We start from the raw sequence: 22297 nt of genomic DNA on the forward strand, positions 1-22297 counted from the left end.
CGGGCTCCGGCTGTCATGCGACGGGCGTCTTCTCGTCGGCACGCAGCGGGCGCGCGGCCGCCGAGAACAGGCCCGACAGCACGACGAGCGCAACCAGGATGTACAGCGTGTTGAGCAGGCCGATCTGCTCGCTGATCAAGCCCAGCAGCGGGGGCCCGCCGAGGAACGCGACGTACCCGATGGTCGCGGCGGCGCTGACGCGGGCCGCGGCTTTGGCCGGATCGTCGGCGGCGGCCGACATGCCCAGCGGGAATCCCAGCGAGGCACCGATACCCCACAGCGCGGCGCCCACCAGCACGAGCGGCAGGGTGGGGCCGAGGATGAAGAGCAGGATGCCCGCCGCGGCCGTCGCCGCGAGTACCCGCAGCACGGCTACGCGACCGAAACGATCGACCAGTGGTCCGCCGAGTAGTCGCACCACCGTCATGCCGACCGAGAAGACGGCGAGGGCGAGCGCGCCCATGCCGGGCTCTTGATGGTGACCCTCGACGACACCGAGCGCGATCCAGTCGTTCGCCCCACCTTCGGCGAACGACATGCCCAGCATGACGACGCCGAGCGCGTAGATGCGCGGCTCGCGCCACGCCTCGAATGCGGTGTGCACGCGTTCGCGCCAGTGTGGCTTCTCTTCAGGTGCCGGGTCGAGAGCGGCCTCGCGCACGGGAACCTGGGTGTAGCACCCGACTGCCGCGACGAGGATCAGCGCGCTGATCAGCGCGGTGTGCGCGGCGACGTTCAGTCCCAGGAGTGCGGCGAGGGCGCCGATGCCGGCGCCGATCACGGTGCCGAAGCTGAAGAAGGCGTGGAAGACGGGCAGGATCGTCTTGCCCATCTGCTGCTCGATGGCCGTCGCCTCGACGTTCATCATCACGTCGACGGAACCGTTGCCATAGCCGAACAGCATCATGCCGAGCACGACGACCGGCAAGGCACCGAAAACGTCAGTGCCCAGGCCGATCAGCAGCACGCCTGCGCCGAAGACCAGCATCATGATGAGCATGCCCACCCTGGCGCCGGTACGTGCCATCACGAGCGGACCGGTCGAGATGCCGACGATCGACGAGATGCCCATTCCCAGCAGCAGCAGACCGATCTGTGCCTTGTCGATGCCGAGTGCCTCGGCGATGCTGGGCACGCGCGAGGCCCAGGTCGCGATCGACAGACCGCTGGCGAGGAAGATCACGAAGATCGCGGTGCGCCAGCGCACGAACTGCGAACGAGTGAGGGCGGTGTCCATTCCGCCATCGTAATCGAAACGTTTCGATTACGTGTGCGCAAGCGGGATATCCTCGGAGGATGAGCAGCAGCGGCCGTCGCGCGACCATCGCGGACGTGGCGCGAGAGGCCGGGGTGTCGACATCGACGGCATCCGTGGTCTTCAGTGGCAAGGTCAACGTCGCCGAGGCGACGCGAGAGCGCGTGCTCGCCGCGGCCGACGCGCTCGGCTACGCCGGCCCGGATCCGCGTGCCGCATCGCTGCGCACGGGCCGCAGTGGCATCGTCGGCGTGCTGCTCGGCGGTGATCTGCGCCATGCCTTCCTCGACCCGGTTACGACGGTGATGATGGACGGCCTGACCGAGGCGATGGCCGCCGACAGCGTAGGTCTGCTGTTGCTGCGCGATGACCCTCGTGGCGCGGAGGCGCCGCCGATCGGCGAAGCGCCGGTGGACGCGGTCGTGCTGATCGGCTGCTCGGCCCGGACGCGTTCGGCACTGGAGACGGTGCGCCAGCGCGGCCTGCCCGCCGTGGTGATCGAAGGCGACGCCGGACCGGATGTTCCCCAGATCACGCTGAATAACCGCGAAGCCAGTGCCGAGATCGCACGCCATCTATTCCGCTTGGGGCATAGACGGGTGAAGGCCATCACGCTGCCCCTGGATGCGGCACGTGAGCGGAGCGAGTTGACGCCCGAGCGCGAGGCGGCCGCCACGGTGGACGTCACTTTGGACCGGCTCGCCGGTTTCCGTGAGGTGTACCCGCAGGGCGGTGGCGTCTCGGCGGCCGGAAGCCTGGTCGACGAGGGCAACCATGGCGCGCGGATGCTGCTCGCTGATCCGGACGGGCGGCTACGAGACGACCGACCCACCGCGATCGTCGCACAGAGCGATCTGTTGGCCGTCGGCGCGATCCGCGCCGCCGAGGAGCTCGGTCTGCGTGTACCGGAGGACCTCAGCGTCGTCGGCTTCGACGGCATCTCGGCTGACGGGCTGGGGTCGCGACGCCTGACCACCATCACGCAGCCTGCGCTCGAGAAGGGGCGTGCGGCGGGCACCCAGATCTCGCGGATGCTGGCCGGGGAGCCGGGGGAGTCGGTGCACTTCACGTGCGTTCTCCGCGTCGGAGGGACCTCGGCCGCCCCGCGTGCATGACGCGTCGGTGTCATGCCAGCATATTGCTAGGACGACTTACAAACCCTGCTATTCCGCAGGATTTAGAGGCTCGACAGCGGTCCACAGTTTGTGCATACTTGACGCTTGACGCGCCGCCAGCACTGTGGGGGTGCACGGTTGCGACGTGAGGTGGGGACCTCCGCGCGACTTCGTTAGGGTGACGCGTCGTGATCGCTGGGGGATCAACCATGTTGCATGTTCTGTTGTCGGCTGCCGTCTTGGCAGGCGCCGCCGTGGCCGCTGGTGCGACCATGCACCGCACTGCTCGCTGGATCGACCGCGAGTTCCGCTATGGCCGAGTGCTTCGCAGCGTCGTTGCGGCGATCGGCATCGCGCTCGCGACCAGCGCGATGGCCATCGTGCTCACCACCGGGCACGCGCACGACATCGCGGGACTGTTCGCCTGCTGCGCCACCTTGTTGCTCGTCAGTGTGCTGTTCATCGCGCCGTACCTGCGCCGAACGGTGTCGGTGACGCTGCGGCCGCGTCGCATCCTCGCGATCGGGGCGCATCCGGACGACCTGGAGCTCGCCTGCGGTGCGACCCTCGCGAAGCTCGTCGACCAGGGGCACGAGGTGCACACCGTCGTGATGAGCCACGGTGCGTCGGGCGGCGACGAGCACACGCGCGCATTGGAAGCGCGTAACGGGTCGCTGTACCTGCGAGCCACGACCGTCAACGTGCTCGACTTCGAGGACACCGCGTTGCGTGAGCACGAGCAGGGCATGATCGCCGCGATCGAGCGTGCGATCCGCGACGTACGCCCGGATGTCGTGCTCACCCACTCGGCGCATGACCAGCACCAGGACCACCACGCCGTCCACCAGGCGACCATGCGCGCCGCGCGACAGTGCCCATCGATCCTCTGCTACGAGAGCCCGTCGGTGACCCGCTCGTTCTCGCCGGAGTTCTTCGTCGACGTCTCGACCCACGTCGACGTCAAGGTGCGCGCCATTGAACTGCACCGCGACCAGCGGAACAAGCCATACATGACCGGCGCGCGTGCGCGCGCGACAGCCGCGTTCCGCGGGGGCCAGGCCAGGGTCGGCTTCGCCGAGGGGTTCGAGGTCGTGCGCCTCGAGGCGTCGGCGATCGGCGAATTCTGATGCGCGTTCTGCTCACGGGCGTCGGAGGCCCTGCCGGGCGCTCGCTCGCCCGGCAGCTCTCAGCGCGCGGCCACTGGGTTGCCGGAACTGATCTGCGCGACACCGGTGCTGAGGTGGATGCGTTCCGTCGGGTGTGCGCCGTGTCGGACCCCGCGTACCTGCCGACCCTCCACGAACTTGTGGGGGAGTGGAGTGTGGATGCTGTCATCCCGAGCATCAGCGAGGAACTGCCCCTACTCGCCGGCCAGCACGCGCTCCTTCCGGTGCCGGTCCTGATCGGCTCGCCCGATGCCGTCGGGACGGCCGACGACAAGCTGCTCACCGCGCAGCGATTGCAGCAGGCGGGGGTTCCCGTGCCGCGATTCGCCGGCCCCGCGGACTTCCCGTCTGCCGCGGACGCCGTGAGCGCCTTTGGGGGACCGGTGATCGTCAAGCCGCGCGTGGGGCGGGGAGGACGTGGGGTACGACTGCTCGACGTGTACGAATCCGCCGGGCCCATCGCCGAGGGCTTCTGGGCCGATCTCGACGAGGGGAGCATCGTGCAGGAGTTCGCACCCGGCGCGGAGTACGCGCCGGTGCTCTTCCGCGACATCGACGGCGCGTTCCCGGTCTGCACGGTCCTGCGCAAGACGGCGTTGAAAGACGGCGCCGTCGGCAACGCGGTCTCGGTTGTGCGCGTCGAGGGCACAGAAGATGAGGACGTGCGATCGGTCGCCCGCGCCGCTGCCGAAGCGCTTGATCTGCACGGCCCGATCGACATCGACGTGCGTCGCCGCGCGAACGGGATGCCGGTGGTGCTCGAGATCAACGCCCGCTTCGGAGCGAACAGCGCTCATGCCCCGGAGCTGCTCGATGCCGCGCTCGCGTCTCTGTCGGAACGTACCGCGGCGGCGCGCGTATGAGTCTGATGCAGGTCGTTCAGACTATTGCGATCCTGCTGTTCGCGGTGAGTGTGGTCAAACTCGTCTTCGTGCCGCTGGCGCTGTGGTTCGAGGCGCGTCTGCGCACGACCCCGTGGCGCCGTGCGCGGCTGAGAGCGGGGCCTGGCCCAGGAGTGCGCGGGTTCGCGGGAAGGTCCGCGCGACGGCGCAGCTCACGACACCTGCGGTACCTGGACGGCACCACGGTGTCGGTCATCATCCCGGCATACAACGAGGGCATCGTGCTGCGCAATTGCGTCGACTCGGTGATGCGCAGCGACTATCCGCATGTCGAGGTGATCATCGTCAACGATGGCTCCACCGACGACACCGGCGACGTCATGGCAGACATCGTCCACCGGCATCCGAGCGTCCGTGCCATCCACCAGGCCAATGCGGGCAAGGGTGCCGCTCTCAACCGGGGGATCGCCGAGGCGAGCGGTGACGTATTGCTGTTCGTCGACGCTGACGGCCTGTTCACGCCACGCACGATCGACTGGTTGCTGGTGGGGCTCTCATCACCGGACGTCGGCGCGGTCTGCGGTGACGATCGCCCGGCGAACCCCGACCGACCGCTCACCCAGATGCTCTCGGTGATGAGCCACGTCGGTACCGGGCTGGTCCGCCGCGCCCTCTCGCTGCTGCACTGCCTACCGATCGTCTCGGGCAACATCGGTGCCTTCCGCGCATCGCTCGTGCGCGAGATCGGCGGCTTCCGCGAAGACACCATCGGCGAGGACCTCGAACTCACCTGGCGGGTGTACGCCGCGGGCTACCGCGTGGTCTTCCAGCCCCGTGCCATCGTCTACGCCGAATCGCCCTCGACCCTGCGCGGACTCTGGCGTCAGCGGGTGCGCTGGTCGCGCGGACTGCTGCAGACCACACGCATCCACTGGCGCCTGATCGGCAATCCGAACCACGGGGTGTTCGGTAGCTTCCTGGCTCTGAACACCTTCGCGATGATCATCGCACCCCCCTCGCAGATGGTCGTGCTGATCGCGCTTGGCGGGGCCCTCCTGCTCGAGCCGCAGCCCGCCGCTCCCGAGGTGATGGCAGTGCTGTCGTGGCTAGGGGTCTTTCTCAGCCTGGCACTGGTGCTGCTCGCGATCGTGTTGAACGCGGCCTGGCGCGACCTGCGCTACCTGTGGACGCTGCCGTTCTGGCCGATCTACTCGATGGCGATGGGCCTGACCATGGTCACCGCGCTCGTGCAAGAGGTGCGCGGTGCCCCGGCCCGCTGGAACAAGCTGCAGCGCACCGGTGTGGTCACCGGCGGTGCGGTTGCGGGCATGATCCCGGCCGGGAAAGCCGCCTGATGTCAGGGGTGTCCCCGCCGCGCTCCTGGCGTCGGTCGATCACCGGCATCCTCGCTCTCGTCGTGCTCGTGGGTGCCATCATCGCTACCGCCGTCATCGCCACACGTGATGCGCCCGCGAAGACGCCCGCGGCGACGGCGTCGACGCCCACGGAGCGTCCGCGCGCCGAGGTGGTCATTCCGACACCGACGCCCGAGCCCATCACGGTGACGTGCCCGTCTGAGACGGCCCCGCCACCCGCATCCGACATCCCCGCCCACCGGGCGGTGAATTTCGGGATTGAGGACCTCGTCGACGAACGCCCCGGCCACCTGGAGGCGCTCGCCGCGAGACTCGACCAGGTCGGCGCCAACACCGTCTCGATCTCGGTCGGACGACTCGACTGGATCGAGTTCCCCTGGGCCGGCAACGAACGCAACCAGGCGTCGGATGTCATCAGGACCGGCCGCGACTACGTCGGCGAAGCCGTGAACGTCTTCCGCTGCGCGCCGGACGGCACAAGCCGTACCGTCATCCTCGGCATCGACACGTTGTTCGGGCGCGACATCCAGCGCGGCACGGTACCGGCCGGGCAGACGGTGGGGGGATGGTCATCCGACCTGTTCGCGAGCCTGAGCGCCTGGAAGAGCGATGAACTGAGCGGCCGCCTGACCGCGCTCGCCGAAGAGCTGGCAGTGCGCTACCAGCCCGATGCCATCAACATCACCGAGCTCTTCTTCGACACCACCGTGTACGGGCCGGCCGATCTGGTCGACTTTCAGGACGTCAGCGGCCTGTCCGAATGGCCGCGCCGGGACGACGGTGGCGTCGACACGCATCACCCGGCGGTGAGCGCATGGAAGACCGACGCCCTGACAGGGGTGCTCGCCCAGCTCGATCAGGTGCTCACCCCGCACGGTGTTGAACTGACCGCCGACGTGCGCGGGCCGATAGACGTGCACACGCCCACGCGCGCCGACATCGGACAGGACTACCCCCGCATGCTCGAGCACGCCGATCGCCTGAACGTCTGGGACTTCCCCGGGGTCAACCAATGGATCGGGGTGCTTGACGCCGATGACTACGCCTCTGTGCTGTTCGGTCCGGCGCCCGAGAGCTACTCGCTCGAGATCGGGTTGTGGCTCGGCGGTGGCGCGATCTCGCCGGACGTGCTTCGCAAAGAACTGGCGGTGGCGAGCGACTTCGGCATCCGGTCGGTCTCTGTGACGCCCGCCTCGTTGATGACCGATGCGCACTGGAAGGTGCTGCAACAGGAATGGCGCGACAAGACCACCCCGTAGACTGAGAAGCGAAACCTCCCTCCGCGCCGGAAGGCCCCGACGACCCCGAGGAGCCGCTTATGCTGTTGCTCCTTGCCGTGTTCCTCGCGGGAGCTCTGCTGCTCCCGTTCCTGGTGCGCTGGCTGGGAGCGCAGGCGTTCGTGCTCGGGGCCCTGGTGCCCGGCGCCGCCTTCGTACACGCGCTCACGCAGACACCCGCTGTGCTGTCGTCCGAAACGGTGCCCTTCGAGTCGTACAGCTGGATCCCGCAGCTCGGGCTGAACCTCTCGATGCGGATGGACGTGCTCGGGTGGGTGATGACGCTCATCGTCACCGGTGTCGGCGCACTCGTGCTGCTCTACTGCCGGTGGTACTTCCACGATGACGCCGCCGACGTCGGGCAGTTCGCCGGCGTGCTCCTCGGATTCGCCGGCGCGATGTACGGACTGGTGCTCACCGATGACCTGATCGTCATGGTCATGTTCTGGGAGCTCACCAGCATCCTCTCCTATCTGCTCATCGGCCACTACCGGCGGCGTGCTTCGAGCCGGCGTGCTGCGCTGCAGGCACTGCTGGTGACCACTCTCGGCGGACTCGTGCTGTTCGTCGGTGCGATCCTCCTGGTCGTCGACACAGGTACCTCCAGCATTCGCGAGCTGCTCGAGATCGCGCCCACCGGACCCCTCATCGACGCCGCCGTGGTGATGCTGCTGATCGGTGCGGTGAGCAAGTCCGCCCTCTTCCCATTCCACTTCTGGTTGCCCGGTGCGATGGCCGCGCCGACCCCGGTCAGCGCATATCTGCATGCCGCCGCGATGGTGAAGGCCGGTATCTACCTCATCGCACGGTTCGCGCCCGTCTTCGCCCTAGCCGAGCCCTGGCGACCGATCGTCATCGGCTTGGGCGTGTTCACCATGCTGCTCGGCGGTATCCAGGCGCTGCGCGAGACCGACCTGAAGCGCATCCTCGCGTTCGGCACCGTCAGCCAGCTGGGCTTCCTGTCGGTTGTGATCGGCTACGGCACGCCGGCCGCCGCGCTGGCGGGCCTGGCACTGGTGCTCGGACACGCACTGTTCAAGTCAGCACTGTTCCTCATCGTCGGCATCATCGACCGGCAGCTCTCCACACGCGACATCGACGAGCTGTCGGGCGTGGGCCGGCAAGCCCCGGTGCTGGCGACAGCGGCATTCATCTCGGCCGCATCCATGATGGGCCTCGCCCCCACGCTCGGCTTCGTCGCGAAGGAATCCGCGCTCACCGCACTGCTGGAAGACGCCGAGCACGGCTCGATCTGGGGCGGGGTGGCGCTCATCGGTGTCGTCATCGGGTCTATGCTGACCGCCGCATATAGTGCACGATTCCTCTGGGGAGCGTTCTGGCGCAAGAAGGACGCCACGGGCGCTTCTATGCCTGATACGGAATGGCCAGATCCGCCGGTGGGCTTCCTGTCTGCCCCGATCATCCTGGCCGGCGTCACGGTCGCGGCAGGACTGGGCGCGCCGACGGTCGACACCGCCCTGCAGGGGTACGCCATCACGGCGCTGCCAGCGGGTTCGGCGGCCTCGCCCGAACCCGGTCACCTGGCGCTCTGGCACGGGCTCGAACCGGCGCTCTTCCTGTCTCTCGGAGCGATCGCTGTCGGTATCGGACTGTTCATCCTCAGCATCCGATCCGGTTGGGACCGGCGGCGCAAGCTGCTTTGGTTCACGGCGGCCGACGCGTACTACGCGGTCATGCGCGGCATCGACCGCGTCTCGGTCTTCACGACCGGACTCACTCAACGCGGATCCCTGCCTCTCTACGTCGGCACCATCTTCATCGTGCTGCTCGCCGCCGAGGCGACCGCACTCGTGGCCGCCGCCCCCGAACGGATCGAGCTGTCGGCGTGGCACACGCCGGCGCAGATCGTCGTCACCCCCGTCATGGCGATCGCCGGCGTGATCGCGGTGCGAGCGCGCAAGCGCTACACGGGCGTCGTGCTGGTCTCGGTCACCGGACTCGGCATGGTGGTGCTGTTCGCGACCAGCGGTGCGCCCGACCTCGCACTCACGCAGATCCTCGTCGAGACGGTGACGATGGTCACCTTCGCGCTGGTGCTGCGGCGGCTGCCAGCACGGATGGGAGAGCACAACGCCTCGGTGGGCAGGCTACCCAGAGCGGTGCTGGCCATCGGCGTCGGTGTCACGATGGCGTTCGTCGCGATCGTCGCGACCCAGGCACGCATCTTCGAGCCGATCTCGACCGAGTTCAGCGACCTGGCGTACAACCTCGGGCACGGCAAGAACGTCGTCAACGTCGCACTGGTCGACCTGCGCGGGTGGGACACCATGGGCGAGCTCAGCGTGCTCGTGCTGGCGGCCACCGGGGTGGCATCCCTCGTCTTCGTCTCGCATCGCGCTGACCTGCTCTCGGCCACACGCGACCTCCCGGCGACCGGTCGCCGGCGCCGGGAACGACGCCCCCTGGTCGAGACCGATCAGGGACTGCGGTTCCAGACCTCCGAGAACCAGGGTGCGCCGCGCGCCTGGCTGGTCAGCGGGCAGCAGATCAAAGCCGAAGACCGTTCGATCCTGCTCGAAGTGATCGTGCGGGTGCTGTTCCACACCATCATCGTGGTGTCGATCTACCTGCTGTTCGCCGGGCACAACCTGCCGGGCGGCGGCTTCGCCGGTGGCCTCGTGGCCGGCATGGCCATGGTGATGCGCTACATCGCCGGAGGGCGCTGGGAACTCGGCGCGGCCGCGCCGACCGACGCCGGGCGCCTGCTCGGAGCCGGCCTCGCCCTCGCCGTCGGCGCAGCCCTGATGCCGCTCTTCTTCGGCATGGCACCCCTGCAGAGCGCGGTGTGGGAATGGGAGGTGCCGGTTCTCGGTCATCTCGAGCTCGTGTCGTCGACGATCTTCGACATCGGCGTCTACCTGGTCGTGATCGGCCTGGTGCTCGACGTGCTGCGCAGCCTCGGTGCCGAGGTCGACCGGCAGACCGCCCAGCTGCGGCATCCCGAGCGCGAGTTCACGGCGGCACCACCGCGCACCGGGGGGAGAAGCAGCTGATGGATGTGTCGCTCACCCTCATCGTCATCATGGCCGTGCTGTTCGCCGCCGGTGTCTACGCGATGCTCGAACGCAGCCTCACCCGCGTGCTGATCGGCTTCCTGCTGCTCGGCAACGCGACCAATCTGCTGCTGCTGATCGTCATGGGGGTTCCGGGAAGCGCGCCGTTCTACGGTGCGGAAGGCCCGGTCAGCGACCCGCTGCCACAGGCGTTGACGCTGACCGCGATCGTCATCACATTCGCCGTCTCGGCGTTCCTGCTCGCCCTGATCTACCGTTCGTGGCAACTCGGTCAGGCCGATACGGTCGAGGACGACGAGGTCGACATCGCGCTCCGCGAGCGCACGGATGCCGAAGAGGAGCTGTTCGACGATGAATCGGAGACCGGCGACGACGACGCCACCACCGACTTCGTCGATGTCGTCACCTCGCCCATCACCGTGCTGAACATGCGCGACCACCCGTCGATTCGGGACGACGCCCCGATCGACACACCCATGGCTCCGCGGGCATCCGACGCCCCACGCGGGGCATCCGACGAACGGGAGCCGAACGCATGAGCGCACTCGTCCCCCTCATCGTGATGCTGCCGCTGCTGGGCGCGGCTGTCGCGCTCATCTTCGGCCGCAATCCGCGCCTGCAGATCATCGTGACGACGGGCACACTCGCGGCAGTCTCGATCATCGCCGCTGTGCTGTTGGCCGCCGTGCATGCCGCCGACCAACCCTTTGCTGTGTCGGTCGGGGGATGGCCCGTGCCGTTCGGCATCATCCTGTACGTCGACCGGTTCGCGGCCCTGCTCGTGCTCGTCTCGAGCATCGTGCTGCTGGCGGTGCTGTTGTTCTCGATCGGTCAGGGATCTGCCGACGGTGACGGCGAGACGCCGATCTCGATCTTCAACCCGACGTACCTGATCCTCGCCGCCGGCATCTTCGATGCATTCATCGCCGGCGACCTGTTCAACCTCTACGTCGGCTTCGAGATCCTGCTCGTGGCGTCGTACGTGCTGATCACCCTGGGCAGCACCGAGTCGCGCATCCGCACCGGAGCGGTGTACATCGTCGTGTCGCTCGTGTCATCGATCCTGTTCCTGGCCGCGATCGCGATGATCTACGGAGCCGTCGGCACGGTCAACATGGCGCAGATCGCCGAACGGGTCGCCCAACTGCCGCAGGAGACGCAGCTGGTGCTGCATCTGCTGCTGCTGGTGGCCTTCGGTATCAAGGCGGCCGTGTTCCCCGTGTCGTTCTGGCTCCCCGACTCGTATCCCACCGCGCCCGCACCGGTCACAGCGGTGTTCGCCGGGTTGCTGACCAAGGTCGGTGTCTACGCGCTGATCCGCACAGAGACGCAGCTGTTCGCATCGAACAGCGTCGACGATCTGCTGATGATCGTGGCGCTGGCGACGATGATCGTCGGGGTGCTCGGCGCGGTCGCGCAGGCCGAGCTGAAGCGCATCCTGTCGTTCACGCTCGTCAGCCACGTGGGCTACATGATCTTCGGCCTCGCGATCGCCACCGAGGCAGCCATCGGGGCGACCGTCTACTACATCGTTCACCACATCGTCGTGCAGACGACGCTGTTCCTCGCGGTCGGCCTGATCGAACGCCAGGCGGGCAGCACCTCGATCCTGAGAGTCAGCGGCCTGATGAAGGCCGCACCATTGCTGGCCGTGCTGTACTTCGTACCCGCCATCAACCTCGGAGGCCTGCCCCCGTTCTCGGGATTCATCGGCAAGATCGGACTCTTCGAGGCCGCGGCCTCGGTGGGAACGCCGTTGATGATCGTGCTGATCTTCGGGGGCATCCTGACCTCGCTCCTCACCCTGTACGCGCTGATGCGGGCGTGGAACCTGGCGTTCTGGCGCGAGGACGAAGAGGGCGCCGAGATCGCCACCTCTACCGGGCGTCTGGCGCACCTCGGGAACGCGCCGGCGGCGGATGTCCAACAGGAGACGCGTGCCATCCCCGCGATCATGAAGATCGCGACCGGCGGCATGGTCGCGGTGACGCTCGCGCTGACCGTGTTCGCCGGACCGCTCTACGCTCTCTGCGACAGCATCGGTACCGGTCTGCTGCAGCCGGTCACGCTCACGCAGATCGATGAGGAGGCCGGTCGATGACCCCCGAATCGAAGCGCGGCGCCGTGCGCGACCTGCTGCTGCAGCTGCCGTTCCTGCTCTGGCTGGTCGTGCTGTGGATGCTGCTGTGGCACCAGTTCACGCCGCTCGCCCTGGTCAGCGGGCTGATCGTCGCGATCTTCGTCACCCGGGTCTTCCGCCTGCCGACCGTCGAGCTGGTCGGACGGGTGAACCTCTGGTACGTCCTGGTGTTCATCGTGCTGTTCCTGGGCGCCGTCGTCGCCGGTGCGATCAGCGTGGCGATTCAGGTGTTCGACTTCCGCCGTCAGCCCGGGGCTGCCATCATCGAGATCCCGCTCCGATACGCGGATGACATCGTCATGACCCACGTGGCCGTCACCGCCTCGCTCATCCCCGGATCACTCGTCGCAGAGAGCGACCGTGACCGTCGCATCCTGTACCTGCACGTCATCGGGGTCCGTAACCGCGCCGACGTCGACGCTTTTCGCGACGGCGTGCTTCGGTGGGAGAAGCGCATCGTTCGCGCCGTCGGATCGCCGGAGCAGTATCGTGCTCTCAAGGCCGATGAGTCCCGTGCCCGTGCCGGAGGTGCACGATGAGCCCTCTGATGGTGACAATCCTGGTGGTCTTCGCCGTGGCCGCGCTGCTGTGCGTGGTGCGGATCGTCAGCGGACCATCGATCCTCGACCGCGCGGTGGCGTCAGATGTGCTGCTGACGCTCGTGATGTGCGTGTTGGGCGCTGAGATGGCGATCAACGGTCATACCCGCAACGTGCCGGTGCTGCTCATCATCGCCGCCGTTGGCGTTTTCGGGTCGATTGCCGTCGCGCGTTATGTGGCGCGAAGGGACAACACGACATCATGAACGTGCTGGAACTCGAACTGCCAGAGGCCGTCGCCGACACGATCGTGCTCGTGCTCGTGCTGATCGGTGCGATCCTGTGCCTCTCGGCCGCGGTCGGTCTGCTGCACTTCCGCGATGTGCCGTCCCGGCTTCACGCGGCGACCAAGCCGCAGGTGCTGGGACTGCTTCTGATCTGCCTGGCGATCGCCGTTTCGCAGCGGACGGTCGGCGGCATCCTGCTGGGCCTGGTGATCAGCACACCGGTGATCCTGCTGCAGTTCGTCACCGCACCGCTGTCTGCGCACATGGTCGGACGCCAGGCGTATCGCAACGGCACCATTCAATCGCGTGACCTGGTCGTCGACGAGTACGCCGAGTCGAAGCGCACCCCGCCGGCCGCTGGCTGAGTCACCGGCAGCGGGCTGACTCACCGGCCGCGGGCTGAGTCACAGGAGGCCCGGCCCGGGCATCCGACGCTCTCTCGTTCGCAACTCCGGAAGAACCTGCGGCAACCCGGCCTATAGCGGTGTTCGGGGCCCATCCGCGGGTGTTTCTCCGGAGTTGTGTGCACTCCACTCGTCGTGCACAGACAACGTGAGCGGCGATTCCGTCCACAGATCGGGCAACTCAGGTCCGCGCCGCCGCCCAGCCGACCAGGATCGCGTGCATGCCTGTCTCGAAGCCGACCGTCGCTCAGCGTCTTGCAGACCTGCAGCGGATCCGTATCTACAGCCGAGCGGACCTCTTCGACCAGGGGCTCGGCGCGCGCGGCATCACCGCAGCGGTGCGCGCCGGCAGACTGTTCCGACTGAGACGCGGGCACTACGTCACCCATCAGGTCCCCGACGACATCGCCGACGCGGTGCACACCGGCGGTCGCATCGGGTGCGTGACGCTACTGCACCTGATCGGCGTCTTCGTTCTGGAGAAGCCCGCGGCGCATGTGCACGTGTCGCCGCAGCTCTCACGCAGCCGTCACCGTCGATCTCGCTCCGCCACGATGCACTGGAGTCCGTGTCACGAGCCGGGGACTGCGCACGCGGTATCGGTATGGGATGCCGTGCGTGAGTCCATCCGGTGCCAGGCGCCCCGTGCGGCGATCGCGACCGTGGACAGCGTGCTGCACCACCGTCTGCTGACACGGGAGCAGATCGTCCGGATCTTCCGCAGCCTGCCCGCGAGGTTCCAGGCGCTTCTGCCTCTGGTCGACGCCTCGGCCGAGTCCGGACCCGAGACATTCGTCAGGCTCATGCTGCGCGCTCTGGGCGTGCCCTTCGAGACTCAGGTCACGCTGGTCGGCATCGGCCGCGTGGATTTCGTGGTCGATGGATGGCTGATCATCGAATGCGACAGCCGGGAGTTCCACGAGGGATGGGATCAGCAAGTCGAGGATCGGGCGCGTGATCTGATGGCCGCGCAACTCGGATACGTCACGATCCGGCCGATCGCGGCCGATATCTTCAATCGGCCTGACCGAGTGCGGGCAGCCATCACGGACGTGATCGCAGTGCTCGGACCGCTGTTCGAGGGTCGGCGGCGTTCACAACTCCGGAGAAACGGGCGATCTGGCGGGGCTTGACCGCGGGTAGCCCGGAAAACCCGAGAATCTCCGGAGTTGCGAACAGGGGCGGGGGTGCGGATGCCAGGGACGGGGGTGCGGATGCCAGGGGCAGGGGCTAACCGGCCGGGGTCAGCGTCAGCGTGTCGACGGCCGCGGCCTTCACCGCCTTCGGGCTGAAGGCCCAGGGGGTCTGGATGCCCTTCGCCCAGTCCGCTGTCTGATCGGTGTAGTGCGGGTGGAAGGCATGCCCGCTGGCCCCGGTGAGGTGGTTCCACGTCGACGCGTCGAAGTCTGCCAGGTCGATCACCATGCGCATCGACGGGACGGTCGCGGTGGCGTACGACTCGCCGAGCACCCATCCGGTGGCGTTGACGACCGATGAGCCGCCGCCGACGGGGTACGGCCCGCGGTTGAACAGCATCTCGATCGGCGCGATACCTGACGTGCCCAGCGTGTCGTGGGTGAGTGGCAGCGCGTGCAGCGACCCCCAGCTCCAGCGGGTGACGTCTTCGCCCTGCAGCTCGGCGAGTTCGGCATAGGCCTGCTCGGCCGAGAGCGCCAGCATTGAGTACATGTCGGTGGTGCCGAGGCGCTCGTTGGTCCACATCGGGTCGACGGCGTCGTCGAGCATCGTGCCGACGACGGTGAAGAGGCGGCCCTGGTCGCCGACCGGAAGCGGAACCTCGCGTTCGACGAAGACGTTCTGCGCCAGGTTCGACCACAGCACGTTGGCGAAGGCCGCGGCTGCCGAGTCTGGATCGTTCTGGGCATCCCAGGTGCGTAACAGCTCGATGGCCGCCTGCGGGCCCTCGCCTTCGACAGCGACGCGGTCCATGACCACGGCGAGCTGCTTGCCGATCCACATCTCTTCATCCATCTGGATGTCGCGCATGTCGGCGGCGGTGATCGGTCCGGCTGCCGCTTTGCGTTCGATCAGGTGCTCGATGCGCGCGGCGCGGTAGCCGTAGTCCCAGTCGCGGGATAGGAAGTGCTCGTAGTCGTCATCGACGATCGCGTTGTTCGCCGTGACGATGTACCCCTGCGGCGGGTTGTACGACACCGGGAGTTCTTCGAAGGGGATGAACCCCTCCCAGTCGTAGGCGCTGTCCCAGCCGGCCTGCGGCAGCCAGCCGTCGCCGGCGCCGCGGATCGGCAGCCGCCCGGGCGCCTGATAGCCGATGTTGCCCTCGACGTCGGCGTAGACGAGGTTCTGCGCCGGGACGTCGAAGAGGGATGCTGCCCGCCGGAACTCCTGGAAGTTCTGGGCGGTGTTGAGCGCGAACAGGGCGCTGGCGGTGGTGCCGGGCTCGAGAGCCGTCCAGCGCAGGCTTACCGCGCTCTCACCGTCGGGGATCTCGGGCGCACCCTCCAGTGGGAGCACCGCATCGCCCGCGCTGACGACGGGGGACTCCGCGATCGACGTGAAGTCGTCGGTCAGGCCCGAGATGATCGGACCGTGCACGGTGCGGCGGATGGTCAGCGGCACGTCGTCGCCGCCGGCGACCTTGATGACATCCTGCTCGATCTCGAGCGGCGTCAGCGCACCGTCGCGCCAGTACTGGTCACCGTCGAGCTTCTCGATGTACAGATCCGTGACGTCGGTGGTGAGATTGGTGAAGCCCCAGGCGACGGTCTGGTTGTGTCCGATGACGACGCCCGGCATTCCCGAGAATGAGAACCCGGCCACGTCGAAGGGGCACTGCTCGCCGACGGCTTCGCACTTGAGCTGGATCTGGTACCAGACCGAGGGCAACGAGGCGCCCAGGTGCGGGTCGTTGGCCAGCAGTGGCATCCCGCTCTCGGTGAGGTCACCCGAGACGACCCAGGAGTTCGACCCGATGCCCTCGCCGACCCCGCCGATCATCATGCTCGCCGCGGCGAGCACGCTCTCGGCCTCCTGCCACTCGACCGTGGCGAGGGCGTCGGTGACCCCGGCATCGCCCGCGCCACCGAAGGCCGCCGGCTCAGCATCGGCCTGCACGGGTTCGACCGCCGAGATGGTGGGCACGATCACCGGGTTCTGCGCGAACGGGTACGGCGGGTAGGCCGTTTCGATGACGGCCGTGTTCTCAGCATCCGACGCTCCGGATGCCTGCAGCCGGGCAGCGAGCAGCGCACGGTCGGTCTCGTCCTCGACGTTGGTGCGCAGATCCCAGGCCATCGCCTTCAGCCAGGCGACCGAGTCCGCCGGCTCCCAGGGCTCGGGCTCGTAGTCCGGGTTCTGTATGCCCAGAACGGCATATTCCAGTGAGAGCTGGGCGCCGGAGCGGGAGTCCAGATAGGCGTTCACCCCGTCGGCGTAGGCCTCGTAGTAGCCGAGCGTCGTCTCGTCGAGGTTCGCGACTTCCTCTTCGGCGACGGCGCGCCACCCGAGCGTACGCAGGAACTTGTCGGTCGCGACCTGGGAATCACCGAACATCTCGGCGACGCGCCCCGAGGTCACGTGCCGCCGGAAGTCCATCTCGAAGAACCGGTCCTGCGCGTGCGTGAACCCCTGCGCGTAGAACAGATCGTGCGTGGTCGAGGCGGTGATCGTGGGGATGCCGCGGTCGTCTCGCTGCACCGTCACCGTGGCGTCCAGTTCGCTGAGCTGAATCTCGCCTGAGGTCTGGGGGAACGAGCGCTGGATGGTCCAGGTGAGGAAGAACGCGGCGGCGGTGGCGATCGTGATCAGTACGGCGACCACGACGAAGGCGATACGGCCGAGGCGTCCCGCGAGGGAGCGTCGGTTCGGGTCGCTGGTTGTGCTCATCATCGGTGAAGGCCCTTGGGTAGTACGTGGGACTCCGTGTCACGGAGGCCGCGCACGCGTCTCGGGTCGCGCGCGTCCTCGCATACTACCGATTCCCGCTCGCGCTGCCGAGGATCACCCGATCAGACTGGGCTGCAGGTCGCGCAGGGTGCGCCGGTGGGTCATCCGGGTCACTCCGACGGCCGCCAGCGCGAGGGCGCCGATGAGCCATGCGGCGAGGATCGCCAGGTCGTAGAGGGCTCGGGTGATGTCACCGCCGTACATCAACTGGCGCAGCGCATCGACGACGTATCCCATCGGCAGCACGTGATGCAGTCCGGCGAGCGGCTCGGGCAGCGTCTGCCAGGGGAACGTGCCACCCGCGGTCACCAGTTGCAGCACCATCAGGACGAGGCCCATGAACTGGCCGACGGAGCCCAACCAGACGTTGAGCGCCAGAATGATCGCCGCATACGTCGCCGAGGCCATCACCATGACGCCCAGTGATCCCCACGGGTGTGAGAAGTCGAAGCCGAGCATGTAGCCGAGCACACCGATCAGGCCCACCATCTGCAGGGCGCCGAGCATCGCCGGTGTCAGCCATCCCGCCAGCGTGATCCGCAGCGGTGAGTGCAGCGCGGTCACCGCCCGCCGTGAGATCGGTTTGACGATCAGGAACAGGGCGTAGATGCCGATCCACCCGGCCAGCGCGGCGAAGAACGGCGCGAGGCCCTGACCGTAGTCGCGCGCGGCCGCGACCTTGTCGCTGGAGACGTGCACGGGGTCGGCGATGGTGTCGGCCTGCGCGGCGCGCAGCTCGGCGGTGGATGCCGGAATCGCCGCCACTCCGGAGGCCAGGCCGTCGCGCAGGGACCCGATTCCGTCGCCGAGAGCACCGAGGCCGTCGTCGAGACGGGCGGCACCGTCGCGGGCGGATGCTGCACCATCGGCGGCGTCCCGAGTGCCGCTGGACAGTCGTGCGGCGCCTTCGGAGAGCCGCTGCGCGCCTGCGGCGAGTTCATCGACCTGGTCGACGGCGCGTTGTGCGGCGGTGTTGCCCTCCTGAAGGCGGGCGGCCAGCGGATCGAGGTCGGTGAGCACGGCGTCGATCTGCTCGGCGGTCAGTCCGTGTTCGGCCATGCCCGCGGCGAGATCCGCGCGCACGCCGGGCAGCGCATCGGCCGCCTGCTGGGCATGGACGGCGGCGTCATCGGCTGCTTCGGCCAGCTTGCGGTTTCCGGCGCTGACCTGTGCGGCGCCGTCGGCGAGCGAGCGGGCCCCGAGGGCGAGCGCATCGGTCCCGTCGGCGAGGGTTCCCAGCCCGGTGGTGAGCGCTGACGATCCGTCCTTCGCCGAGTGGGCGCCATCGAGCAGCTGTCCGGTGCCGTCGACGGCGTCGGCGAGGTTCGCGCGCACATCGCTGAGGCCGGTCAGGAGTTGACCGGCCGCTTCCGAGCCGACCATCTCGGCGACGGAACGCCGGATGCGTTCGACCGCCTGCGTGCCGATGGATGAGGCCAGATAGTTGTTCGCATCGTTCGTCTCGAGCTCGATGCGCGCCTGGCGGGGGTGGTCGCCGGAGGCCGAGGCGAGTGCATCCGAGAAGTCGCGGGGGATGGTCACGGTGAAGTCGACCGTGCCGTCCGAGAGCGCTGCGCCGGCCTCGGATGCCGTCATCACCCTCCAGTCGAAGGAGCCGTCGCTCAGCAGCTGCTCGGCGACGTCCGATCCGTAGTTCTGCGGGTTCTCGGCGTCACCGGTGCCGGTGTCGTCGACCACCAGCGCGACGGGGACCTCGGTGAACTTGCCATAGGGGTCTTGATTCGCCCACAGGTACAGCCCGCCGTAGAGCACGGGAACGGCCAGCAGCGCGATCAGCGCCACTACGGCCATGGGGCTGGCCACCAGTCGCCGCAGTTCGGCGGCGATCATCGAGGGGATCTTCATCGGGCGTCCTCCTCTGCGGCGGGCGTGACCTGTGCGGCAGCGCCGGCATCTGACAGATGCTCGGCGTGCACGGTCTCGGGCATGGTCGAGATGACGGCGGCGGCTGCGCCACCCACGATCACGAGCATCGCGTACCCACGGTCGGCGAACTCCGACGCGATGCGCCACCAGCCATCGGGCCGTCCACCGTGGCGGTCGGGGGCCACCAGCACCAGCGCCTCGACCTCGGCGCGGAGCACGGCCAATTCGCACAGGATGCGCACGCGCGCCGCCGGGTCGATGACGCCGATCGGTGTTCTGATCAGATCGTCGAACCCCAGCATCCGCAACCAGCGACGTGCGTGGCGGGGTGTGGCGGGGCGTCCGGCGAACATGAGCTCTTCGCCCACCACTGCGCCGACGGCAACGTCGGGGGGTGGGTCGCTGACGGCCGGGGCATCGACCAGCGCCACCCGTCGCCGCAGCGCGCCCGCGTCGGCGACGCCGTCGATCGTGACCGTGCCGGAGTCGGGGCGCATCCGCCCCGAGGCGATGAGGCCGAGCACGGTCGGGCGCTGCTCGGTCTCGGCACGGATGAAGCGGGCGTGCCCGGACTCGAACACGATGTCCATGGTCGGCAGCACTTGCCCGCGACGACCCTTCGTGACGTTCTGCAGTGCGACCCTCATGCGGCGGATGCCCTCACTCGGCGCTCTGCGCGGGGACGAGAACGTCGGGGTGATCGCGAAGCAGGGCGTCCGCGTCGCGCCACGACAACCCGGCGATGCTGAGCACGATCCGCACGACCGCATCGGCTGCTGCGGCGGGTTCTGCGCCTGTCTCGTCCGCGAGGTTGCGGGAGGCAACTGTGCGCGCCACCTCCTCGATCAGTCGGGCGAGCATGCCTGCGTCGATGTCGGTGCGCATGCGCTCGCCGCGTCGGCCCCGCCGCACGATGTCGGCGAGCACGCGACGTAGCGGGGCCAGCGCCGCGGCGGTCTCGGTGAGGTGCGCATCGTCGAGCGCCAGCGCCGCCGTGATGCGCACGTGCGCCGCCTCGTGCCACATCAGTGCGGCGAGGCGCGCGAGCGCGACCTGAGGATCATCGTCGTCCACCGAGGTCGCCAGCGCGTTGAAGCGCCGGGCGCCGGACGCGATGAGCTCGCGGATCAGCGCGTCGCGGTCGGCGAAGTGCCCGTAGATGGTGCGGCGAGAGACGCCGGCGGTACGCGCGATCGCGTCGACCGAGGCGTGCGGGTCGGACGCGAGGGCGGTGCGGGCCGCGGCGATGATCCCGGCACGGTTCGCGAGAGCATCCGAGCGCGGAGTGCGGGTGGAGGACATGCATCGAGTGTAAGTATCTTGCACATCACTGTGCAAGATAAAGCAGGGGATTCACAGCCCATGCGTCACTACCGCTCAGAACGCAGTCGCCCCGCGTGGGTCACCCGAACGGGCGACCCACGCGGGGCGTCGGAAAGCGTACTGCGGTCAGTCGGTACCGAAGTCGAAGGCTGCGCCCTCGGATGCTGCATCGACAGCATCCGTCAGCTCACCGTCGACCTGCGAGACCGAGCCCTCCACGAGTCCGGTGATGTCGCCGGCTTCGCCCGCGGTGACGCGGCCGACGAGCTCGCCGGTCGCGCCGCCCACCAGGCCCAGCCCGGCGTACTGCTCCAGGCGCGAGCGCGAGTCGGCGATGTCGAGGTTGCGCATGGTCAGCTGACCGATGCGGTCGACGGGGCCGAAGGCGGCGTCGCCGACGCGCTCCATCGACAGCTTCTCGGGGCCGTACGACAGGTTCGGCGAGACGGTGTCGAGGATCGTCCAGTCGTCACCGCGGCGCAGGCGGATGGTGACGGTACCCGAGATCGTGAGGCCGACCCAGCGCTGGATCGACTCGCGCAGCATGAGCGACTGCGGCTCGAGCCAGCGGCCCTCATACATCAGGCGGCCGAGGCGGCGACCCTGCTCGTGGTACGTGGCGAGGGTGTCTTCGTTGAGGATGCCGTTGACCAGGCGCTCGTACGCGATGAACAGCAGTGCCATGCCGGGGGCCTCGTAGATGCCGCGCGACTTCGCCTCGATGATGCGGTTCTCGATCTGGTCGCTCATGCCCAGACCATGACGGCCGCCGATGGTGTTGGCCTGCATGACCAGCGCGACCGGGTCGGTGTACTCGACGCCGTTGATGGCGACCGGCCGGCCCCCTTCGAAGGTCACCGTGACGTCCTCGGTCTCGATCGCGACCGACGGGTCCCAGAACTTCACGCCCATGATCGGGTCGACCGTCTCGAGCGACACGTCGAGGTGCTCGAGCGTCTTGGCCTCGTGGGTGGCACCCCAGATGTTGGCATCCGTCGAGTACGCCTTCTCGGCCGAGTCGCGGTATGGGAAACCGCGCTCGACGAGCCACTCGCTCATCTCTTGGCGACCGCCGAGCTCGGTGACGAAGTCGGCGTCGAGCCACGGCTTGTAGATGCGCAGACGCGGGTTGGCGAGCAGCCCGTAGCGGTAGAAGCGCTCGATGTCGTTGCCCTTGTAGGTCGAGCCGTCACCCCAGATGTCGACGCCGTCCTCGCGCATCGCGCGCACCAGCATCGTGCCAGTGACGGCGCGGCCCAGCGGAGTCGTATTGAAGTACGTCTTGCCGCCCGAGCGGATGTGGAAGGCGCCGCACTGCAGAGCGACGAAGCCCTCTTCGACGAGGGCCGTCTTGGCATCCACCAGACGCGACGCCTCGGCGCCGTACTCCAGGGCGCGACCGGGGATCGACGCGATGTCGTCCTCGTCGTACTGGCCGAGGTCGCCGGTGTAGGTGAAGGGGATCGACCCCTTCTCTCGCATCCACGCGACGGCGACAGACGTGTCGAGACCACCGGAGAACGCGATGCCGACCTTTTCGCCGACGGGGAGGGACTGAAGCACCTTGGACATGCGCCCAAGTCTATCGGCGCGCGGCGTGTCGGCCTGCCCGGAGACGATCCGAGAGATTTGCACAGAAGGTTGCCAAAACGATACGGTCGCACGTGATGCCCGATCTCGGGCCGACTGGGAACCCGTCCCGGTCATCGAAGCGTGTCCGTCTG

The 22297-nt window shown here is 68.1% G+C and carries 18 protein-coding genes; 12 read left to right on the forward strand and 6 right to left on the reverse strand.

Annotated elements, in window-relative coordinates:
• Nucleotides 1-13: 13 nt before the first annotated feature.
• Complete coding sequence (locus JF543_RS02045; RefSeq protein WP_179409522.1) at nt 14-1237, reverse strand: MFS transporter; 1224 nt, start codon at nt 1235-1237, stop codon at nt 14-16.
• 59 nt (nt 1238-1296) lie between these two features.
• Between JF543_RS02045 and JF543_RS02050 the strand changes: the two genes are divergently transcribed.
• The 12 genes from JF543_RS02050 to JF543_RS02105 all read left to right on the forward strand — a co-directional run bounded on the left by JF543_RS02050 (nt 1297) and on the right by JF543_RS02105 (nt 14569).
• On the forward strand, nt 1297-2370 hold the full coding sequence (locus JF543_RS02050; protein ID WP_206822584.1) for a LacI family DNA-binding transcriptional regulator: 1074 nt from the start codon (nt 1297-1299) through the stop codon (nt 2368-2370).
• A 224-nt stretch (nt 2371-2594) separates the two neighbouring features.
• A complete protein-coding gene (locus JF543_RS02055; protein ID WP_206822585.1) occupies nt 2595-3497 on the forward strand; it encodes a PIG-L deacetylase family protein in 903 nt (300 codons plus the stop codon).
• The gene (locus JF543_RS02060; RefSeq protein ID WP_242519371.1) at nt 3497-4399 is read left to right on the forward strand and encodes an ATP-grasp domain-containing protein; all 903 of its coding nucleotides are present in this window, start codon (nt 3497-3499) and stop codon (nt 4397-4399) included. Before JF543_RS02055 ends, JF543_RS02060 begins: the two co-directional genes overlap by 1 nt.
• Nucleotides 4400-4404: 5 nt before the next feature.
• On the forward strand, nt 4405-5733 hold the full coding sequence (locus JF543_RS02065; RefSeq protein ID WP_179409519.1) for a glycosyltransferase: 1329 nt from the start codon (nt 4405-4407) through the stop codon (nt 5731-5733).
• A complete protein-coding gene (locus JF543_RS02070) occupies nt 5733-7013 on the forward strand; it encodes a hypothetical protein (RefSeq protein ID WP_206822586.1) in 1281 nt (426 codons plus the stop codon). The genes JF543_RS02065 and JF543_RS02070 overlap by 1 nt, the downstream gene beginning before the upstream one ends.
• Nucleotides 7014-7072: 59 nt before the next feature.
• Complete coding sequence (locus tag JF543_RS02075) at nt 7073-10045, forward strand: Na+/H+ antiporter subunit A (protein WP_206822587.1); 2973 nt, start codon at nt 7073-7075, stop codon at nt 10043-10045.
• On the forward strand, nt 10045-10605 hold the full coding sequence (locus tag JF543_RS02080) for a Na(+)/H(+) antiporter subunit C (RefSeq protein WP_179409516.1): 561 nt from the start codon (nt 10045-10047) through the stop codon (nt 10603-10605). Before JF543_RS02075 ends, JF543_RS02080 begins: the two co-directional genes overlap by 1 nt.
• A complete protein-coding gene (locus JF543_RS02085; RefSeq protein ID WP_206822588.1) occupies nt 10602-12167 on the forward strand; it encodes a Na+/H+ antiporter subunit D in 1566 nt (521 codons plus the stop codon). Before JF543_RS02080 ends, JF543_RS02085 begins: the two co-directional genes overlap by 4 nt.
• Nucleotides 12164-12745, forward strand: coding sequence for a Na+/H+ antiporter subunit E (locus tag JF543_RS02090; RefSeq protein WP_179409514.1), 582 nt, complete (start codon nt 12164-12166; stop codon nt 12743-12745). Before JF543_RS02085 ends, JF543_RS02090 begins: the two co-directional genes overlap by 4 nt.
• Complete coding sequence (locus JF543_RS02095) at nt 12742-13011, forward strand: monovalent cation/H+ antiporter complex subunit F (protein ID WP_179409513.1); 270 nt, start codon at nt 12742-12744, stop codon at nt 13009-13011. The genes JF543_RS02090 and JF543_RS02095 overlap by 4 nt, the downstream gene beginning before the upstream one ends.
• Nucleotides 13008-13397, forward strand: coding sequence for a monovalent cation/H(+) antiporter subunit G (mnhG, locus tag JF543_RS02100; protein WP_206822589.1), 390 nt, complete (start codon nt 13008-13010; stop codon nt 13395-13397). Before JF543_RS02095 ends, mnhG begins: the two co-directional genes overlap by 4 nt.
• A gap of 260 nt (nt 13398-13657) precedes the next feature.
• Nucleotides 13658-14569, forward strand: coding sequence for a type IV toxin-antitoxin system AbiEi family antitoxin domain-containing protein (locus JF543_RS02105; RefSeq protein ID WP_206822590.1), 912 nt, complete (start codon nt 13658-13660; stop codon nt 14567-14569).
• Between the two features lie 97 nt (nt 14570-14666).
• Here JF543_RS02105 and JF543_RS02110 read toward each other — a convergent pair whose 3' ends face one another.
• From JF543_RS02110 to argG, 5 genes are all read right to left on the reverse strand, one after another.
• Nucleotides 14667-17306, reverse strand: coding sequence for a penicillin acylase family protein (locus JF543_RS02110; RefSeq protein ID WP_242519372.1), 2640 nt, complete (start codon nt 17304-17306; stop codon nt 14667-14669).
• Between the two features lie 111 nt (nt 17307-17417).
• The gene (locus JF543_RS02115; protein WP_206822591.1) at nt 17418-19229 is read right to left on the reverse strand and encodes a YhgE/Pip family protein; all 1812 of its coding nucleotides are present in this window, start codon (nt 19227-19229) and stop codon (nt 17418-17420) included.
• Entirely contained in the window at nt 19226-19897 is a 672-nt protein-coding gene (locus tag JF543_RS02120; RefSeq protein ID WP_206822592.1) for a hypothetical protein, read from the reverse strand. Before JF543_RS02120 ends, JF543_RS02115 begins: the two co-directional genes overlap by 4 nt.
• Before the next feature lie 13 nt (nt 19898-19910).
• A complete protein-coding gene (locus JF543_RS02125; protein WP_206822593.1) occupies nt 19911-20552 on the reverse strand; it encodes a TetR/AcrR family transcriptional regulator in 642 nt (213 codons plus the stop codon).
• Nucleotides 20553-20699: 147 nt separating this feature from the next.
• A complete protein-coding gene (argG, locus tag JF543_RS02130) occupies nt 20700-22145 on the reverse strand; it encodes an argininosuccinate synthase (RefSeq protein WP_206821363.1) in 1446 nt (481 codons plus the stop codon).
• Between the last annotated feature and the right edge of the window lie 152 nt (nt 22146-22297).

This window comes from Microbacterium esteraromaticum (assembly GCF_017303215.1).
In the GTDB taxonomy this organism is placed as follows: Bacteria; Actinomycetota; Actinomycetes; order Actinomycetales; family Microbacteriaceae; genus Microbacterium; species Microbacterium esteraromaticum_C.

Bases quoted from the DNA above. Each gene is read 5' to 3' on its own strand.
- JF543_RS02045 (WP_179409522.1), bottom strand. From the start codon at position 1,237: ATGGACACCGCCCTCACTCGTTCGCAGTTCGTGCGCTGGCGCACCGCG.
- JF543_RS02050 (WP_206822584.1), top strand. From the start codon at position 1,297: ATGAGCAGCAGCGGCCGTCGCGCGACCATCGCGGACGTGGCGCGAGAG.
- JF543_RS02060 (WP_242519371.1), top strand. From the start codon at position 3,497: ATGCGCGTTCTGCTCACGGGCGTCGGAGGCCCTGCCGGGCGCTCGCTC.
- JF543_RS02065 (WP_179409519.1), top strand. From the start codon at position 4,405: ATGCAGGTCGTTCAGACTATTGCGATCCTGCTGTTCGCGGTGAGTGTG.
- JF543_RS02070 (WP_206822586.1), top strand. From the start codon at position 5,733: ATGTCAGGGGTGTCCCCGCCGCGCTCCTGGCGTCGGTCGATCACCGGC.
- JF543_RS02075 (WP_206822587.1), top strand. From the start codon at position 7,073: ATGCTGTTGCTCCTTGCCGTGTTCCTCGCGGGAGCTCTGCTGCTCCCG.
- JF543_RS02080 (WP_179409516.1), top strand. From the start codon at position 10,045: ATGGATGTGTCGCTCACCCTCATCGTCATCATGGCCGTGCTGTTCGCC.
- JF543_RS02085 (WP_206822588.1), top strand. From the start codon at position 10,602: ATGAGCGCACTCGTCCCCCTCATCGTGATGCTGCCGCTGCTGGGCGCG.
- JF543_RS02090 (WP_179409514.1), top strand. From the start codon at position 12,164: ATGACCCCCGAATCGAAGCGCGGCGCCGTGCGCGACCTGCTGCTGCAG.
- JF543_RS02095 (WP_179409513.1), top strand. From the start codon at position 12,742: ATGAGCCCTCTGATGGTGACAATCCTGGTGGTCTTCGCCGTGGCCGCG.
- mnhG (WP_206822589.1), top strand. From the start codon at position 13,008: ATGAACGTGCTGGAACTCGAACTGCCAGAGGCCGTCGCCGACACGATC.
- JF543_RS02105 (WP_206822590.1), top strand. From the start codon at position 13,658: ATGCCTGTCTCGAAGCCGACCGTCGCTCAGCGTCTTGCAGACCTGCAG.
- JF543_RS02110 (WP_242519372.1), bottom strand. From the start codon at position 17,306: ATGATGAGCACAACCAGCGACCCGAACCGACGCTCCCTCGCGGGACGC.
- JF543_RS02115 (WP_206822591.1), bottom strand. From the start codon at position 19,229: ATGAAGATCCCCTCGATGATCGCCGCCGAACTGCGGCGACTGGTGGCC.
- JF543_RS02120 (WP_206822592.1), bottom strand. From the start codon at position 19,897: ATGAGGGTCGCACTGCAGAACGTCACGAAGGGTCGTCGCGGGCAAGTG.
- JF543_RS02125 (WP_206822593.1), bottom strand. From the start codon at position 20,552: ATGTCCTCCACCCGCACTCCGCGCTCGGATGCTCTCGCGAACCGTGCC.
- argG (WP_206821363.1), bottom strand. From the start codon at position 22,145: ATGTCCAAGGTGCTTCAGTCCCTCCCCGTCGGCGAAAAGGTCGGCATC.